The sequence below is a fragment of the Synechococcus sp. KORDI-49 genome (assembly GCF_000737575.1).
In the GTDB taxonomy this organism is placed as follows: domain Bacteria; phylum Cyanobacteriota; class Cyanobacteriia; order PCC-6307; family Cyanobiaceae; genus Parasynechococcus.
The window spans coordinates 839713-854174 of record NZ_CP006270.1; the positions used below are offsets into that span (position 1 = coordinate 839713).

Sequence of the window (14462 nt, forward strand, 5' to 3'; positions counted from 1 at the left end):
GCCAGCGTTTGCCGGTCCTGGTGGGAGACTTGTCGCAACTGCCGGATCAGCGTGAAAGCCATCAGCGTGCTGGGCTCCACGGGCTCGATCGGCACCCAGACCCTTCAGATCGCCGAGGAGTTCCCCGATCAGTTCCGGGTGGTTGCCCTCACAGCAGGGCGCAATCTCGATCTCCTCGTTGAGCAGATCCAACGCCACCAGCCTGAGCTCGTGGCCCTCGCCGATGCCGAGCGGCTGCCGGAACTGCAGCAGCGTCTCGACGCCCTCGACCCCTCCCAAAAGCCGGGTCAGCCCCCTCAGCTGGTGGGCGGTCCGGATGGACTGAACGTGGCGGCCTCTTGGGACACAGCCGATCTGGTGGTCACCGGAATCGTGGGCTGCGCGGGGCTGCTGCCGACTCTGGCCGCCGTACGCGCCGGAAAGGATCTGGCCCTGGCCAACAAGGAGACGCTGATCGCGGCCGGACCGGTGGTGCTGCCGGAACTCAAGAAGAGCGGCAGCCGGCTGCTGCCGGCGGATTCCGAACACTCCGCCATCTTCCAGTGCCTGCAGGGAACCCCCTGGGCCGAGAACGCCCGCCTGTCCACCGGCGTGCCCACCCCTGGCCTGCGGCGGATTCAACTCACCGCCTCCGGCGGCGCCTTCCGGGACTGGCAGGCGGCCGACCTGGAGAACGCGACCGTGGCCGATGCCACCAGCCATCCCAACTGGAGCATGGGGCGCAAGATCACGGTCGACTCAGCCACCCTGATGAACAAGGGCCTGGAAGTGATTGAGGCCCATTACCTGTTCGGCCTTGATTACGACCACATCGAGATCGTGATCCACCCGCAGAGCATCATCCACTCGATGATCGAGCTGGCGGACTCTTCTGTGCTGGCCCAGCTGGGCTGGCCGGACATGAAACTGCCGATCCTGTACTGCCTCTCCTGGCCCTCCCGCCTGGAGACCCCATGGCGACGACTTGATCTCACCGAGGTTGGACAGCTGACCTTCCGCGCTCCTGACACCACCAAATATCCCTGCATGGAACTGGCCTACGCCGCCGGGCGAGCGGGTGGCACCATGCCTGCCGTGCTGAATGCGGCCAACGAGGAAGCCGTCGCTCAATTCCTCGAGGAACGCATCCACTTCCTGGATATCCCGGAGGTGATCGAGGCTGCCTGTGAACGCCACAAACCGGATCTGATGAACCATCCCCAGCTCGAGGATGTGCTGAGCGTCGACCGCTGGGCCCGCGAGGCCGTCCGTGAGCAGGTCAGCCGAGGCACCCGGCGCGTGCCGGTCGCCGCCCTGGCGGCATGAGCACCCACCAGGTCAGCCACCATCTGCTGCTCTGCGCGACTCCCACCAAGGCAAAATGCTGCGACCCGGAAGCAGGCCTGGCGACCTGGAATGAATTGAAAAGGCTCGTCAGGGAGCTTGGACTGGAACACAGTGATCGACCGGAAGGAGTCGTCCTCAGAAGCAAAGTTGACTGCCTGAGGATCTGCGAGAAAGGTCCGATCCTTCTGGTTTGGCCTGATGGCGTGTGGTACTCGGAAGTGACCGTCGAGAGGATCAATCAAATCATTCATCAACACATCATTAACAGGCAACCCATTCAGGAGTGGATCCTCAGAACATCGAGCTTTTAAACATGAACGTCTGATCTGCTTTTCTCTGGCGTCCACAGCAACCAGGAGCGCTACCTAGACTGCCGGAGCGTTTTAAACAGACCAGGCATTTCTTGGCCTGCCTGATCTTTTCATTTGACACTCACTTCTCCCTCGCCACCGTTTGAGGGCGCGTTAGCGACAACCACCGCAGCCCCAAGCTATCCAAGCAAGAAAGAGCTTCTGAGCGTCTTACCCACTGACCTCACCACCTTCAATCCTCGCAAAGCCTGGGGAAGTCTGGCGATGTCGGTGAGCCTTTCCCTTGCAGCTGTTGGCATTGGTACAACCATTCCGCTGACGCTCACGGCCATCCCACTTTGGGTGATCTACGCCGCTGTCACCGGCACCATCGCCATGGGCTGCTGGGTGCTGGCTCATGAATGCGGCCATAACGCTTTTCACCCGAACAGGCGGATTGAAGGAGTCGTCGGATTTGTTCTGCACAGCACCTTGCTGGTTCCTTACTACAGCTGGGCGCGCAGTCATGCCGTTCACCATGCTCACTGCAACCATCTCGAGGGCGGCGAAACCCATGTTCCACCGCGAGCAAGCTCACCTCAGGGGCAGGCAATGGAACATCTGCAGCGCAAGCTCAACAGGCGATTGTTTGGCATCATTTCGCTGTTTAATCACTTGATCATCGGCTGGCAGATTTATCTTTTTTCAGGCGCTACTGGAGGTGAAGACTACGGCTTTCCCACCTCTCACTTCTGGAATGGAGCTCCATTCACAAACGGCAAACGTGAACTCTTTCCAGCTTCTTTTCGCCATCTGATGGTGCGCTCGAACCTGGGCCTGATTGCGATGATCATGCTTCTGATCACAGCGGGGAGTTATTTTTCACCTTTGCGGATTCTATGCCTCTACGGACTTCCCTACGTTGTCATCAATATCTGGCTGACGACATACACCTGGCTGCAACACACTGATCGCAACATTCCTCATTTCTCTGACGAGACATGGAGCTGGTCGAAAGGCGCGCTGCAAACAGTTGATCGCCCTTACGGCGGCATTCTGAACTTGTTGCACCATGGCATCGGATCAACTCATGTCTGTCATCACATCAATTCCACGATCCCTCACTACAACGCCTGGCGCGGCACAGCCCTGCTGAGGCAACGTTTTCCCGATCTCGTTCGTTACGACTCAACCCCGATTCCTCAAGCCCTTTGGCGTATTGCCACAACGTGTGGAACTGTCTATCAGGATGCAACCGATCAGGCCTTTTATTACCGCACATCTAAGGACGACAAACCGCAGATGGAATGCTGCGGTTGAACCATGCGAGAGCCAACCGATCCGACCAGCAACCGAGACTGAGATTGTCCCCGGGGCCATGGAAGCCGTTGTGTCCACCACGGGCCGTCAACAGAATCTCCACGGGCGTCTGCGATCCCTGTGCCGAACGCTCAGCCAGCGACGATTGCAACTGCCGTGCTGAAGCTGCCGGAACCCAGGGATCATCAAGGGCCTGCAACAGCAACGTCGGAGGAAGTCCCTGCGGCGATTTGGCCAGACGCTGCAGGGGAGAAGCACTGAGGTAATACTCATCCACCGAAGAAAATCCCCAGCGCGGCGCCGTGACAGCCGCATCAAACGCGCGGATCGAGCGTGGAGGATTGCCACCCAGCTGACGCTCTTCTGAAGCACTCACCCCGAAGGGATCGGCGAGGGTCTGTCGCACCAAACGCTGCAGCAGCCAGCGTTGATAAACCCTGTTGCGCGGGCGTTCGATCGAGGCGCTGCAGGCAGCCAGATCCAGAGGGCTGCTGGCACAAAACAACGCATCCAGAGCCCCGGCTTGATCCAGACAGGCGTTCAGCAGCATCGTTCCCCCCAGGGAGATCCCTGCGCCCAGCAGAGGCACCGGCTGGGACAGGCCAGCCTCCAGGGCCAAGGCCGCGGCCAGATGCCGAGCCCGCTCCAGCACCGGCAGCAGATCGCTGTTGCAAGCGGCGGCATAGGTGCCACCGGCCAGATGGCGGCCAGGGTCAGCACCGCGCAGATTCAGCCGCAACACAGCAAACCCAGCCCCTTGAAGGCTGAGTGTCAACCTGCGCAACCCCTGTCTGCGGCTCGAGCCCCCCAGGCCGTGCAACACCACCACCAGTGCTTTCGGCGCGATCGCTGCGTGCGTCGCTGAACCACCTTCACCCGTTCGGAGCGGACGATCGAGATAGGCCAGCAGCTCTCCTGCATCAGCAGCACCACTCGCCAGCGGAGGCACAGGAATCTGAACGGGCTCCCCCCCATCAACGGGGAAAGCCGCCGGCCGGAGCGTGTCCCTCAGGGTCTGCAGATCGCCCCCCAACCAAGGCCAGCGCTGCCGATAGACAGAAACCCCCAGCTGCATAAGCAGCTGGGGGTCATCGATGACATTGACGGCCCGATCGTTCACGTCTTGCCGAGTCCGAGATCCTTCAACTCGACCAGCAGATCCCCGAGCACCTTTTTGGCATCGCCGAACACCATCGAGGTGTTGGCCAGCTCGAACAGATCATTCTTGATTCCTGAGTAACCGGCGCTCATGCCGCGCTTGACCACAAAGACCGTGCGGGCCTCCTGTACATCCAGCACCGGCATGCCATAGAGAGGAGAGCTTGGATCGCTCTTGGCCTGAGGGTTCACCACATCGTTGGCCCCGAGCACCAGCACCACATCGGTGGCCGGAAACTCAGGATTGATCTGGTCCATCTCGATCAGCTGCTCGTAGGGAACGTCCGCCTCGGCCAGCAGAACGTTCATATGACCGGGCATGCGGCCGGCGACCGGATGAATCGCGTAGGTGACGTCGATTCCGGCACTCTCCAGCACCCGTGTCACCTCCCGCAGGGTGTGCTGGGCCTGGGCGACGGCGAGGCCGTAGCCAGGCACAATCACCACCCGTTCAGCGGCTTCGAGAGTGAGGGCGCACTCCTCGGTGCTGCAGCTGGTGATGTTGGTGTATTCACCACCGCCGCCACCGGAGGTCGCCGAGGCGCCGAGTGCGCCGCCGAACAGCACCGACAGCAGCGAACGGTTCATGCCGTCGCACATCACCTGGGTGAGGATCAGGCCAGCGGCCCCGACCATGGCACCCGCCACGATCAGAAGCTGGCTGCCCACCACAAAGCCTGCTGCAGCGGCCGCAACGCCGGAATAACTGTTGAGCAGGGAAATGACGACGGGCATGTCGGCACCGCCGATGGGCAGGGTGACGCCGATGCCCAGCAGACCTGAGGCGATCACCACAATCCAGAGACCGGTGGCACCACCGGAGGTGCGCAACATCTCGATCGCGCCGATCAGGGCCAGCACGGCGAGAGCGATGTTCACCGCATGTCGCAGCCGGCTCTGCATCCAGCCCGGCGTGGAGAGCCAGCCCTGGAGCTTGGCCATGGCCACGATCGAACCGGTGAAGGTGATCGCTCCGACGAACACCGAGACGACGATCGAAACCAGAGCCACAGCCCCGGTGGCCTCCAGGGCCTGGGGATACAGCGCTGCCGCCAGAGCCACCAGCAACGACGACATGCCACCGCAGCCGTTGAACAGCGCAACGGTCTCGGGCATCGATGTCATCGGGACCCGCTGGGCCGTGATGGCGCCGAGCACACCACCGGCCAGCGTGCCGAGAAGAATCCAGATCCAGGCAGAGGCACTGATCCCGCTGGTGGCCAGGGAATTGAACAGCAGACCCAGCACCGCAAGGGCCATGGCCACGGCGGCAAGCTGGTTGGCCCCGCGGGCGGAACGCACCTTGGAGAGTCCCTTGATGCCGAGCGCCAGCAGCAGGACGGCGCCGAGTTCGATGGCGTAGCGAAGGATGTCGGTCATCAGCGGTTCTCCTTGCGGGCAGGCTTGCGGCTGAACATGGCCAGCATGCGGTCGGTGACCAGAAAGCCACCGATCACGTTGAAGAGAGCGAAGCCGAGGGACACCGAACCCAGCAGCAGCAGAACGATGTTGTCGCCGGCCTTGATGATGGCGGTGAGCGCTGCCAGCACGGTGATGCCGGAGATCGCATTGGCGCCGCTCATCAGAGGCGTATGCAGGGTGGGAGGCACCTTGCCGATCAGTTCCAGACCGAGAAGGCTGCCCAGCAGAAGCACCCAGAGGAATTCAACAAAGGTGGGATCCATCACTTGGCTCCTGGTGTGAGAACGTCACCACGGCGGATGCCACCGTCCTGAGCGACGAGACAACCGGCGATCAATTCATCCTCGGTGTCGAGGGTCAGCACGCCATCGGCGAGGGTGGGCTTGAGCAGTGCCACCAGGTTGCGGGCATAAAGGGCACTGGCGTGGTTGGCCACGGTGCAGGGCAGATCATTGCCGCCGATCAGCTTGACGCCGTTGCGGTCCACGGTTCGGCCGGGAACGGTGTCGGCGCAGTTGCCGCCCTGGGCCACCGCCAGATCAACAACCACGGCACCGGGACGCATGCGATCGAGCATGTCCTCGCTGATCAGGCGCGGCGCGCGCCGGCCTGGAACCTGAGCGGTGCAGATGGCCACATCCGCCTCCGCCAGCTGATCCGAGAGCTGCTGGCGCTGGGCTGCCAGGAAGGCATCGGAGGCCTGCTTGGCATAGCCACCGGACTCCGCCGGCTTGTCGTCCATCTCAGGGGGATCGATGAAGCGGGCTCCCAGTGACTCCACCTGCTCCTTCACCGCAGGACGGATATCGCTCACGTAGACCACCGCTCCCAGGCGTCGGGCTGTGGCCACCGCCTGCAGACCGGCGACACCGGCACCGAGGATCACCACCTTCGCCGGCTGAACCGTGCCCGCCGCCGTCATCAGCATCGGGAAATAGCGATCGAGCGCCCCGGAGGCCAGCAGCACGGCTTTGTAGCCGGCGATGTTGGCCTGGGACGACAGCGCATCGGCGGCCTGAGCCCGGCTGATCCGCGGCAGCAGCTCCAGCGCCATGGCGGACAATCCACCGCGCTCGAGGGCAGCGGAGAGAGCTTCGTTCGCATAGGGCTCCAGCAGACCCACCACGAGGGCGCCGCGGCGCAGCCGTCCCAGGGCGTCGCTGCTGGGCGTCTGAACGCACAGGAGCACATCGGCACCGGACCAGGCATCCGCATCACCTGGCGACACCAGGTCAGCCCCCTGATCGGCATAGGCGGCATCGAGATAACCGGCAGGGGTACCGGCACCCCGCTCAAGGCAGACACTGCAGCCGAGAGAGACGAACGTCTTGACCGTCTCGGGCGTGGCCGACACCCGGGTTTCACCCGGCGTTGCCTCCACAGGAATGAGAAGTCTGGGCAAGGTGAGCAGATCCACCGACCCGAGCGAGACTACGAGGTCACCCCCGGGAGACCGGGAGGTTTCCTGAAGAAAACCGAGCGACGACAGGACCTCTGGCTACGTGAGGAAAACACCACCGTGCTTTCCATGGGCCTCACCGCGATCGAATGTCCTGACGGCGTCTGCCACAGCCATCACGGTGGCCATGCGGTCGAGCGGCAAACCATGCAGTCGACCCTGGAGAGCCATGGGAAGGACTGGTGCGAGCGCCTGGCCGAACGGATTTACGAGATCTCCGTCGACACCTTCTCCCAGAGCGTGATGCCGAGCCTGCATTCCGCGGGCTGGCAGCGCCGGCATCTCGACTGGGAGTTCAAGCTCAACGAGCAGGAATCGGAACCGGACCGCACCCTGGTCGACGGGATCATCAACGCCACCGAGAGCTTCCTGCGCAGCAGTGAGGTGCACCGTCTGTTCATCCAGGAACTGGTGCAGGGAACCTTCGCCGAAGCAGCGGCTGATGACCTCCGGATCCAGGCCGTCCGCACCCTGGTGGAGACGGAGATCGTGGCGATGCTGGAAGAGAGGCGTCAGGAGCTTCTCGACCGGCTGGCTCAGCAGCTTCTGGTCACGGCCAAAGGAGATTTCCAGGCCGCACTCGGAGCGGCCGAGGATGCCCTGATGGAGGTGGAGCGTCTTGTGGTGAACCACGCCGAAGCGCTCTGAAAGGGCTTCAGACGATCGGAAGCACCTCCTGATCCACACAGCGCGCCAGCCGGAAACGTCCGAGCCGGCGCAGCTGTCGTGCGCGAAGAATCAAGGGATCGATATCGCAATCGTTCTGCCAGCAGCGATCAAGCTGCTGGCGCAACTGATCTCGGAATTCAGGTGAGGGACGACGCTTGGCCATGGCGGTGACGGGAAAGGACCCGACGGATGCCGATGGCCGGACCGTAGAGATGCCGCTGCCGAAAGGAATGGTTAAAAAGACTCATCTTCCCCAGGCACGCCATCGCCGCGCCGTCCTTTGATCTGCCGCGTGCTGCGGCCCCCTCCTCCCTGCGGCCGCGACGCTGGCAGCAGCAGCTGATCCAGCTGCTGCGGCGACGTCTGCTGACGACGGCCGAGCGCGAACAGGATGTGCTGGTGTTCGCCGGTCCGGGAGCCGGCAAGACCCTCGGTGCCCTGCTGGCATTCCGGACGTTCCAGCAGGACAGACAGCTGGAGCGCTGCCTGGTGTTCTGCCACCGCACCTCGATCCTTCATCAGTGGCTGAGCGCTGGGGAGCGGCTCGGGCTGAACCTGCAGGAGTGGCCATGGCCAGCCGACGGCGAAGGCCCCGATGGCAAGCCCCCCGACGGTCTGGTGCTGACCTACCAGGGGGCACGCCGGCAGCTGGGCCATCTCAGCGAGACCCTGGAACCCTGGATGGGCACCTCCTGTCTGGCGATCGCGGACGAAGCCCATCACCTCGGGGTGGATCCCGACGAGCCCGACGGTCTGGCCTGGGGGCAGACATTCCTTGATCTGACGGGCCGCAGCCGCCTGCGGCTGGGGTTGACCGGCACGCCGTTCCGGGCGGACAACCTCGCCTTCTGTGCCGCACGCCGGGTACGGAGCGTCCAGGGCGGAATGCCGGTGGAGCTGATCAGTCCCGACCTGTGCGTGGAGCCGCGCGAACTGATCGCCGCCGGAGACGTGCGTCCCCTGGAGTTCCATTTCCAGGACGGTTGGGTGGAGCACGGTCGTGAGGGGGTGCCGGACCGGGATGTCTCCCCGCTGTCCGGCGAACGGCGGGAGAGCTGGCGGGCCCGCAACCTGCGTCGCGCGATCCGGCTGGCGGACAGCAGCTGCATCGGTCAGCAGGTGCTGCTGCGGGCCCAGAGAAAACTCGAGCAGATCCGCCGCTGCCATCCCCAGGCTGCCGGCCTGGTCATCGCCAGAGACATCGCCCATGCCGAAGCGATCACCCAGATCCTCGAGGACGACGGCAACCGGGTGGATCTGGTGCACTCCCAGGAGCGTGAGGCCTCCGATCGACTGCGGCTGTTCCAGACGGGACAGGCCGACTGGCTGGTGAGCATCGACATGTGTGCGGAGGGATTCGACGCACCTCGGTTGCGGGTGGTCGCCTATCTCACGACGGTGGTGACCCGCAGCCGCTTCGTGCAGGGCATCACCCGGGCCGTGCGGATGACGGCGGACCTGGCCGCTGCGGAACCGATTCCGCGCCACCCCTCCTATGTCTATGCACCGGCTGACCCTCTGCTGATGGGTTACGCCCGCACCTGGTCCGTGGCGGAGCCTTACGTCCTCCGCCATCCGGCGGAGGAGGGAGACGCAGCTGATCCCAGCACCGCATCCGGCGCAACACTGCAGCTGCCCCTGGAGGCAGTGGAGGACGGGGCTGGTGAGGTGATCCGCCTGAAAACTCCGCAACTGCCTACATTTCTGCAGCGCTGACGACATCTTTATCGGTAGAAAAATGCGAATTTCTGCGAAATCAGGTCTTTCCCTGGACCTCGATCCTTCAACCTGTACCTCGGCAAAGGAGTGAACATGGACGCAGCAATGGAACGCCGGGTGAGCGTTGCCACCGGCTGGGCGTCCACCAGGATCGCCGTTCTGGACAGCGAAGAGCGCTATGAGGACAGTTATGCGGTGACCCAGGAATTCCGCGAGTGGATCACCTGTTTGGGAGAAAACAGCGACATGCTCGAAGAGAGCGTGCACGCCGTTCCTCGCAATCCCGACAAGCGATACAGGCTGCTTGGCCAGAACAGCACCGACAATCCCCTCGAAATCTGAACAGATCCTTAAATTCCTGGAATCATTGTCCGCAGATTTTTTCTTGACCGGCCTGCGCGCGGTGAGCGGCTCCTCCTTTTAAAGTCAACTCATATTCATTCCGTATAAGGCCATGGCAGCCGGCAGCGCCTCGGAGACTGTCGAGAATCTCGTGATTGTCGGTTCGGGCCCGGCCGGCTACACCGCAGCGATCTACGCGGCCAGGGCCAACCTGCAACCGCTGCTGATCACAGGCTTTCAACGCGGCGGTATTCCTGGCGGTCAGTTGATGACCACCACCGATGTCGAAAATTTCCCTGGTTTTCCCGACGGAGTCCTGGGCCCGGACCTGATGGATCTGATGCGTGCCCAGGCCGTGCGCTGGGGAACACACCTGCTGGAAGCGGATGCCGATGAGATCGATCTCAGTCAGCGGCCCTTCCGGATCAAGGCGGATGGACGCACTCTGCTGACCCATGCCCTGGTGATCGCCACGGGCGCAAGCGCGAACCGACTCGGCCTGCCCTCAGAGGAGCGCTTCTGGAGCAGCGGCATCAGTGCATGCGCCATCTGCGACGGAGCGACTCCTCAGTTCCGCAACGCTGAACTGGCCGTGGTGGGAGGAGGCGACTCCGCCTGCGAAGAAGCGGTTTATCTCACCAAATACGGCAGTCACGTTCACCAGATCGTGCGCTCCGAGCAACTCAGGGCCAGCGCCGCCATGGCCGACCGGGTTCGGGCCAACCCCGCCATCACCCTTCACTGGAACAGCGAAGTGGTGGACGTGAGCGGCAACGGCTGGATGGAGAGCCTGACCCTGCGCGACCGTTCCACCGGAGATCAGGCCAGCCTTGCTGCCAAGGGCCTGTTCTATGCGATCGGCCACACACCGAACACGGATCTGCTGAAGGAGCAGCTGTCTCTGGATGCCAAGGGGTATGTGATCACCGAGCCAGGCCGACCGGAAACCTCCATCGAAGGTGTCTTCGCTGCCGGAGATGTCGCTGATGCCGAATGGCGGCAGGGGATCACAGCAGCCGGCAGCGGTTGCAAGGCGGCCCTGGCCGCTGAGCGCTGGCTGACCCATCACGATCTGGCGCAACGGGTGCAGAGACGCTCGGTTGACCCCGCGAAGGCGGAGATGCCGGTGAATGTGGCCGTCACGACCGAGGAGACCTATGCCCCGGATGCTCCCTGGCAGAAAGGCAGCTATGCCCTGCGCAAGCTGTATCACGACAGCAGCCGCCCGCTGCTTGTGATCTACACCTCACCCTCGTGCGGACCCTGCCACGTGCTCAAACCGCAGTTGAAGCGGGTGATCACCGAGTTGGAAGGCCGGGCACAGGCCGTGGTGATCGACATCGAGGCCGATCAGGACATTGCTGAACAGGCCGGCGTGAACGGAACCCCGACAGTCCAGCTCTTCCACCGGAAATCGATGGTGGAACAGTGGCGCGGTGTCAAACAGCGCAGCACGTTCAAATCGGCGATCGAAGCGCTGCTGGAACCAGCCTGAAGATCAGCGGCGGCGGGGCCCACCGGGACGGTTGCCACCCGGGCGCCCGCCGGGGGCTCCAGCGTTCCGCTCGCGGTACGTGATCCGACCGCGGGTGAGGTCGTAGGGGCTGATCTCCACCAGCACCTTGTCACCGGCGAGCAGTTTGATCCTGAACTTCGTGAGCTTGCCTGCTGCTCGGCAAAGGCACTGGTGACCGGCAGGCTGCTCGAGCGTGACCAGATAGAACCCGTTTCCCTGTTCCTTCTCGATCACTCCCGAGGTTTCAATCATTCGCCCTTAAACGGTTTGCCTCAAACCACTTTACGAGGGTGGGTCGCAGGCCCGTCCGTATTGAAAGCCCTTTAGGGTGCCCCACCGTTGAGTGTGCAGCCATGATTCTTCCTCCCCTGACGATGGATCTCGGGCTGCTGCTGATCTCGATCGGTGTCGTGAACCTGTGGAGAGCACGCGAGAACGCCGGTTGACCACCCTGCTGCTGCACAAGCCCTACGGCGTGCTCAGCCAGTTCACCCGTGAATCCGGCAGCCGCTGGGGATGCCTGGCTGAGTTTGTGGACGTTCCTGATGTGTATGCCGCAGGTCGCCTGGACGCAGACAGTGAGGGCCTGCTGCTGCTCACCAGCAACGGGCGCCTCCAGCAGCAGCTGACCGATCCGCGTTTCGGACATTGGCGGACCTACTGGGTTCAGGTGGAAGGGGTGCCTGATGAGCAGCGATTGCAGCAGCTCCGTGACGGCGTGGTGATCCAGGAGAAGCTGACCCGGCCCGCAAAGGCGCGCTGGCTCCAGGGAGATGCCATCCCCGCCCTGCAGGAGCGAACACCGCCGGTGCGCTGGCGAGCCTCCATTCCCACCAGCTGGATCGAGCTCTCCCTGCGGGAGGGACGCAACCGCCAGGTGCGCCGGATGACCGCCGCAGTGGGGCTGCCGACACTGCGGCTGGTCCGCAGCAGCATCGACCTGATGGATGGAGGCCCGCGCCTGAACCTTGAGGGACTGGCTCAGGGCTGCTGGCGGCCGACAACAGCGGAGGAGCAGAAGCGGTTGACACGCCTGATCAGCAACAGGCGCGGCCGGCCGAGGGATGGGTCGCCACCAGGGTGACGGCGCGAAACGCAATCCCTTCCAGCTCCCGCCAGGGATCAAGGCTGCGATCGGCGTAGCGCACATCCTGAAACCCGCGTTGCCGGAAGGCCTCCAAAAAAGCCTCTTCCTGCCAGGCGCCGCTGATGCAGCCACTCCACAGCTCCGGATCCTCCTGAAGATGCCGGGGCACAGGACGATCACAGACGATGTCACTGATGGCGACCCGGCCCCCGGGTGCCAGAACACGCTGAATGTTGCCGAGCAACCGATCCCGGGCGGAGGGATTCACCAGATTCAGAACACAGTTGCTCAGAACCACATCAACGCTGGCATCCGCAACAAGCGGCGCCCCATCCGATCCGGGAGCATCCAGCGCCTCGATCGCCCCGTCCAGGAACCGGACGTTGGCGTAGCCGACTGCCTCAGCAACCCGTGCGGCCGCCTCCCTCGACAGGGCCAGCATGCTGGCGTTCCGGTCCACACCCGTCACCCATCCATCAGCACCGACGACCTGGGAACAGATGAAGGCGTTCTTGCCACTGCCGCTGCCGAGGTCAAGAACCCTGTCACCGCTGCGAACCCAGCGGGTGGGATCGCCGCAGCCGTAGTCCCGCTCAACCACCTCCTCAGGGATGACCTTCAGCAGCTCGGCGTCAAAGCCGACCGGTGTGCAGAGACAGGTCTCCAACTCCTGGGCAGCAGCGCCGTAGCGATCCTCCACCGCCCTGGTCTGATCCAGTGGAGCAGAGCCACAGCAGCCGGGGTCATCGATCATCCGATCGCCTCCTGCAGTTCCCGAACCACGTTCCACTGCCCATACCAGTAGTTCGCTTCAGCACGGCGGGCGGGATCCTCCAGACCATCGATGGCGTCAGGCCCGAGGGATTTCCAGAGCTCATGCCCGCAGGCACGGTTGAGACCCTGCTCCGCCTCATCGGAGAGCAGCAGCAGTCGCCGCTGCAGATTCTTGAGCTGGGCGACGGACATGGAACAACAGGGACTCGTTCAATAGTACAAAGGAACCATCGACCTGGTCAGAACGGCAGCTTTTTCTTCGCGTCCTTGTCCAGATCCGCCTCCATCTCCCTCAGCCGCTTCAGGATCGTGTCGTAGTACTCACGGATGTAGGCCTCCATCGACGTGGTCTGCTCGGGATCGAGCCCGAAAGCCGCATAGCAGGTGTCCATGGGTGCGTTGAGTTCCTGCCCCCCTCCGGTCACCTCCGCGAAGGCCAGACGTTCCGCAACATTCACCGAAGGCTCGAAGAACGACGCGACGCCCTGCATCAAACGGATCAGCAACGGTTGAACCCGGAACACCCGGGCCGTCTTGCCGCTGTAGCGCTCGCAGAGCTGCACCAGCTCACCGGTGTTCCATGCCTTGGGGCCGACGACCGGGTAACTGCCACGGATGGTTTCCGGACGCCCCAGGGCCGACACGGCAAAACGCGCCATGTCCTGGGTGTTCATGTAGGCGATGGCCGTTGGAGTGCCACTCACCCAGACCGTCTGACTCTCCAGAACCGGAATGGCGAACTGGCTGATGACGCCCTGCATGAAGGCAGCGCCCTGCAGGATCGTGTAGTCGAGATCGGACGATTCGAGCAGGTTCTCCGTGCAGGCCTTGATGTCCATCAGAGGAACATCGCGGTGACGGTGAGCACCGAGCAGCGACACGAAAACGAAGCGGGAGACACCTGCCCGTTCACAGGCCCTCAGCAGATTCAGCTTCCCGTCCCAGTCGGTGACGTAAACGCTCTGTGGATCGGTGGGCCGGCTGGTGGCGGCGTCGATGACGGCATCCACGCCATCCAGGGCGTAGTCGAGGCTGTCGGGCTCCAGCAGATCGCCGCGGGTGAGCTCGCAGCCCCATTCCTGCAGAAAGGACGCCTTGCGCGGCGCTCGGACCATGCAGCGGACCTGGTGACCGGCATCAAGAGCGTTCCGAGCGATCTGCCGCCCCAGGGTGCCCGTGCCACCCACCACAAGAACCTGCATGGGGCCCAACATTCAAGGTGGGAGCTTAATGGTCCCGGGATGGAACCTGTCGCGGCTCAGTCGCCCTGAAGCTTGAGAAGCAGGGCACCACCGGCCAGACCGACCGGGATCAGAACCCAGAAAACGGCTGCAATACCGAAGATCTCAGAAGCCATGGTCAGGGCTCAATGTTCACCGA

18 protein-coding genes are annotated in these 14462 nt (G+C 63.2%); 8 read left to right on the forward strand and 10 right to left on the reverse strand.

What is annotated here, in order from left to right:
- Positions 1-51: 51 nt before the first annotated feature.
- The 3 genes from KR49_RS04550 (at position 52) to KR49_RS04560 (ending at position 2936) form a co-directional block, all read left to right on the forward strand.
- Positions 52-1305: a 1-deoxy-D-xylulose-5-phosphate reductoisomerase gene (locus KR49_RS04550; RefSeq protein ID WP_043696791.1), complete on the forward strand. Its 1254-nt coding sequence runs from the start codon at positions 52-54 to the stop codon at positions 1303-1305.
- Positions 1302-1637 (forward strand): ferredoxin, encoded by a 336-nt coding sequence (locus KR49_RS04555; RefSeq protein WP_043692150.1) that lies wholly within the window; start codon positions 1302-1304, stop codon positions 1635-1637. The genes KR49_RS04550 and KR49_RS04555 overlap by 4 nt, the downstream gene beginning before the upstream one ends.
- A 114-nt stretch (positions 1638-1751) precedes the next feature.
- Positions 1752-2936, forward strand: coding sequence for a fatty acid desaturase (locus tag KR49_RS04560; protein ID WP_052378168.1), 1185 nt, complete (start codon positions 1752-1754; stop codon positions 2934-2936).
- On the opposite strand, the gene KR49_RS04565 is transcribed toward KR49_RS04560, so the two are convergent.
- From KR49_RS04565 to KR49_RS04580, 4 genes are read right to left on the reverse strand one after another with little or no spacing between them, the layout of a single operon-like run.
- Positions 2899-4011: a YheT family hydrolase gene (locus KR49_RS04565; protein WP_052378299.1), complete on the reverse strand. Its 1113-nt coding sequence runs from the start codon at positions 4009-4011 to the stop codon at positions 2899-2901. The two genes, KR49_RS04560 and KR49_RS04565, sit on opposite strands and share 38 nt — an antisense overlap.
- 41 nt (positions 4012-4052) lie before the next feature.
- Positions 4053-5474, reverse strand: coding sequence for an NAD(P)(+) transhydrogenase (Re/Si-specific) subunit beta (locus KR49_RS04570; protein ID WP_043692152.1), 1422 nt, complete (start codon positions 5472-5474; stop codon positions 4053-4055).
- Complete coding sequence (locus KR49_RS04575) at positions 5474-5779, reverse strand: NAD(P) transhydrogenase subunit alpha (protein ID WP_043692155.1); 306 nt, start codon at positions 5777-5779, stop codon at positions 5474-5476. The genes KR49_RS04570 and KR49_RS04575 overlap by 1 nt, the downstream gene beginning before the upstream one ends.
- Complete coding sequence (locus KR49_RS04580; protein ID WP_173402127.1) at positions 5779-6918, reverse strand: NAD(P) transhydrogenase subunit alpha; 1140 nt, start codon at positions 6916-6918, stop codon at positions 5779-5781. The genes KR49_RS04575 and KR49_RS04580 overlap by 1 nt, the downstream gene beginning before the upstream one ends.
- Positions 6919-7044: 126 nt before the next feature.
- Here KR49_RS04580 and KR49_RS04585 point away from each other — a divergent pair, with 126 nt between their 5' ends.
- Positions 7045-7623 (forward strand): EF-1 guanine nucleotide exchange domain-containing protein, encoded by a 579-nt coding sequence (locus KR49_RS04585; RefSeq protein ID WP_043692159.1) that lies wholly within the window; start codon positions 7045-7047, stop codon positions 7621-7623.
- Between the two features lie 7 nt (positions 7624-7630).
- Here the strand turns inward: KR49_RS04585 and KR49_RS14265 are convergent, their stop codons facing one another.
- The gene (locus tag KR49_RS14265) at positions 7631-7807 is read right to left on the reverse strand and encodes a hypothetical protein (RefSeq protein ID WP_173402128.1); all 177 of its coding nucleotides are present in this window, start codon (positions 7805-7807) and stop codon (positions 7631-7633) included.
- 101 nt (positions 7808-7908) lie between these two features.
- Here KR49_RS14265 and KR49_RS04590 point away from each other — a divergent pair, with 101 nt between their 5' ends.
- The 3 genes from KR49_RS04590 (at position 7909) to trxB (ending at position 11200) form a co-directional block, all read left to right on the forward strand.
- A complete protein-coding gene (locus KR49_RS04590; RefSeq protein WP_084187955.1) occupies positions 7909-9360 on the forward strand; it encodes a DEAD/DEAH box helicase in 1452 nt (483 codons plus the stop codon).
- A 96-nt stretch (positions 9361-9456) separates the two neighbouring features.
- Entirely contained in the window at positions 9457-9705 is a 249-nt protein-coding gene (locus KR49_RS04595) for a hypothetical protein (RefSeq protein WP_043692166.1), read from the forward strand.
- 112 nt (positions 9706-9817) lie between these two features.
- Positions 9818-11200, forward strand: coding sequence for a thioredoxin-disulfide reductase (trxB, locus tag KR49_RS04600; RefSeq protein WP_043692170.1), 1383 nt, complete (start codon positions 9818-9820; stop codon positions 11198-11200).
- 3 nt (positions 11201-11203) lie between these two features.
- On the opposite strand, the gene infA is transcribed toward trxB, so the two are convergent.
- The gene (gene infA, locus KR49_RS04605) at positions 11204-11473 is read right to left on the reverse strand and encodes a translation initiation factor IF-1 (protein ID WP_006041809.1); all 270 of its coding nucleotides are present in this window, start codon (positions 11471-11473) and stop codon (positions 11204-11206) included.
- A 166-nt stretch (positions 11474-11639) separates the two neighbouring features.
- Here infA and KR49_RS04610 point away from each other — a divergent pair, with 166 nt between their 5' ends.
- Complete coding sequence (locus KR49_RS04610; protein ID WP_043692176.1) at positions 11640-12305, forward strand: pseudouridine synthase; 666 nt, start codon at positions 11640-11642, stop codon at positions 12303-12305.
- On the opposite strand, the gene KR49_RS04615 is transcribed toward KR49_RS04610, so the two are convergent.
- The 4 genes from KR49_RS04615 to petM are packed head-to-tail and all read right to left on the reverse strand — an operon-like array spanning position 12259 to position 14439.
- Complete coding sequence (locus tag KR49_RS04615; RefSeq protein WP_052378169.1) at positions 12259-13062, reverse strand: methyltransferase domain-containing protein; 804 nt, start codon at positions 13060-13062, stop codon at positions 12259-12261. The two genes, KR49_RS04610 and KR49_RS04615, sit on opposite strands and share 47 nt — an antisense overlap.
- Positions 13059-13274 (reverse strand): hypothetical protein, encoded by a 216-nt coding sequence (locus tag KR49_RS04620; RefSeq protein ID WP_043692181.1) that lies wholly within the window; start codon positions 13272-13274, stop codon positions 13059-13061. Before KR49_RS04620 ends, KR49_RS04615 begins: the two co-directional genes overlap by 4 nt.
- 47 nt (positions 13275-13321) lie before the next feature.
- A complete protein-coding gene (locus KR49_RS04625) occupies positions 13322-14284 on the reverse strand; it encodes an NAD(P)H-binding protein (protein ID WP_043692184.1) in 963 nt (320 codons plus the stop codon).
- Positions 14285-14340: 56 nt separating this feature from the next.
- Entirely contained in the window at positions 14341-14439 is a 99-nt protein-coding gene (petM, locus tag KR49_RS04630; RefSeq protein WP_011130544.1) for a cytochrome b6-f complex subunit PetM, read from the reverse strand.
- Positions 14440-14462: the final 23 nt, after the last annotated feature.

Bases quoted from the DNA above. Each gene is read 5' to 3' on its own strand.
- trxB (WP_043692170.1), top strand. From the start codon at position 9,818: ATGGCAGCCGGCAGCGCCTCGGAGACTGTCGAGAATCTCGTGATTGTC.
- KR49_RS04585 (WP_043692159.1), top strand. From the start codon at position 7,045: ATGGGCCTCACCGCGATCGAATGTCCTGACGGCGTCTGCCACAGCCAT.
- KR49_RS04565 (WP_052378299.1), bottom strand. From the start codon at position 4,011: ATGCAGCTGGGGGTTTCTGTCTATCGGCAGCGCTGGCCTTGGTTGGGG.
- KR49_RS04575 (WP_043692155.1), bottom strand. From the start codon at position 5,779: ATGGATCCCACCTTTGTTGAATTCCTCTGGGTGCTTCTGCTGGGCAGC.
- KR49_RS04595 (WP_043692166.1), top strand. From the start codon at position 9,457: ATGGACGCAGCAATGGAACGCCGGGTGAGCGTTGCCACCGGCTGGGCG.
- KR49_RS14265 (WP_173402128.1), bottom strand. From the start codon at position 7,807: ATGGCCAAGCGTCGTCCCTCACCTGAATTCCGAGATCAGTTGCGCCAG.
- infA (WP_006041809.1), bottom strand. From the start codon at position 11,473: ATGATTGAAACCTCGGGAGTGATCGAGAAGGAACAGGGAAACGGGTTC.
- KR49_RS04625 (WP_043692184.1), bottom strand. From the start codon at position 14,284: ATGCAGGTTCTTGTGGTGGGTGGCACGGGCACCCTGGGGCGGCAGATC.
- KR49_RS04570 (WP_043692152.1), bottom strand. From the start codon at position 5,474: ATGACCGACATCCTTCGCTACGCCATCGAACTCGGCGCCGTCCTGCTG.
- KR49_RS04615 (WP_052378169.1), bottom strand. From the start codon at position 13,062: ATGATCGATGACCCCGGCTGCTGTGGCTCTGCTCCACTGGATCAGACC.
- KR49_RS04620 (WP_043692181.1), bottom strand. From the start codon at position 13,274: ATGTCCGTCGCCCAGCTCAAGAATCTGCAGCGGCGACTGCTGCTGCTC.
- KR49_RS04555 (WP_043692150.1), top strand. From the start codon at position 1,302: ATGAGCACCCACCAGGTCAGCCACCATCTGCTGCTCTGCGCGACTCCC.
- petM (WP_011130544.1), bottom strand. From the start codon at position 14,439: ATGGCTTCTGAGATCTTCGGTATTGCAGCCGTTTTCTGGGTTCTGATC.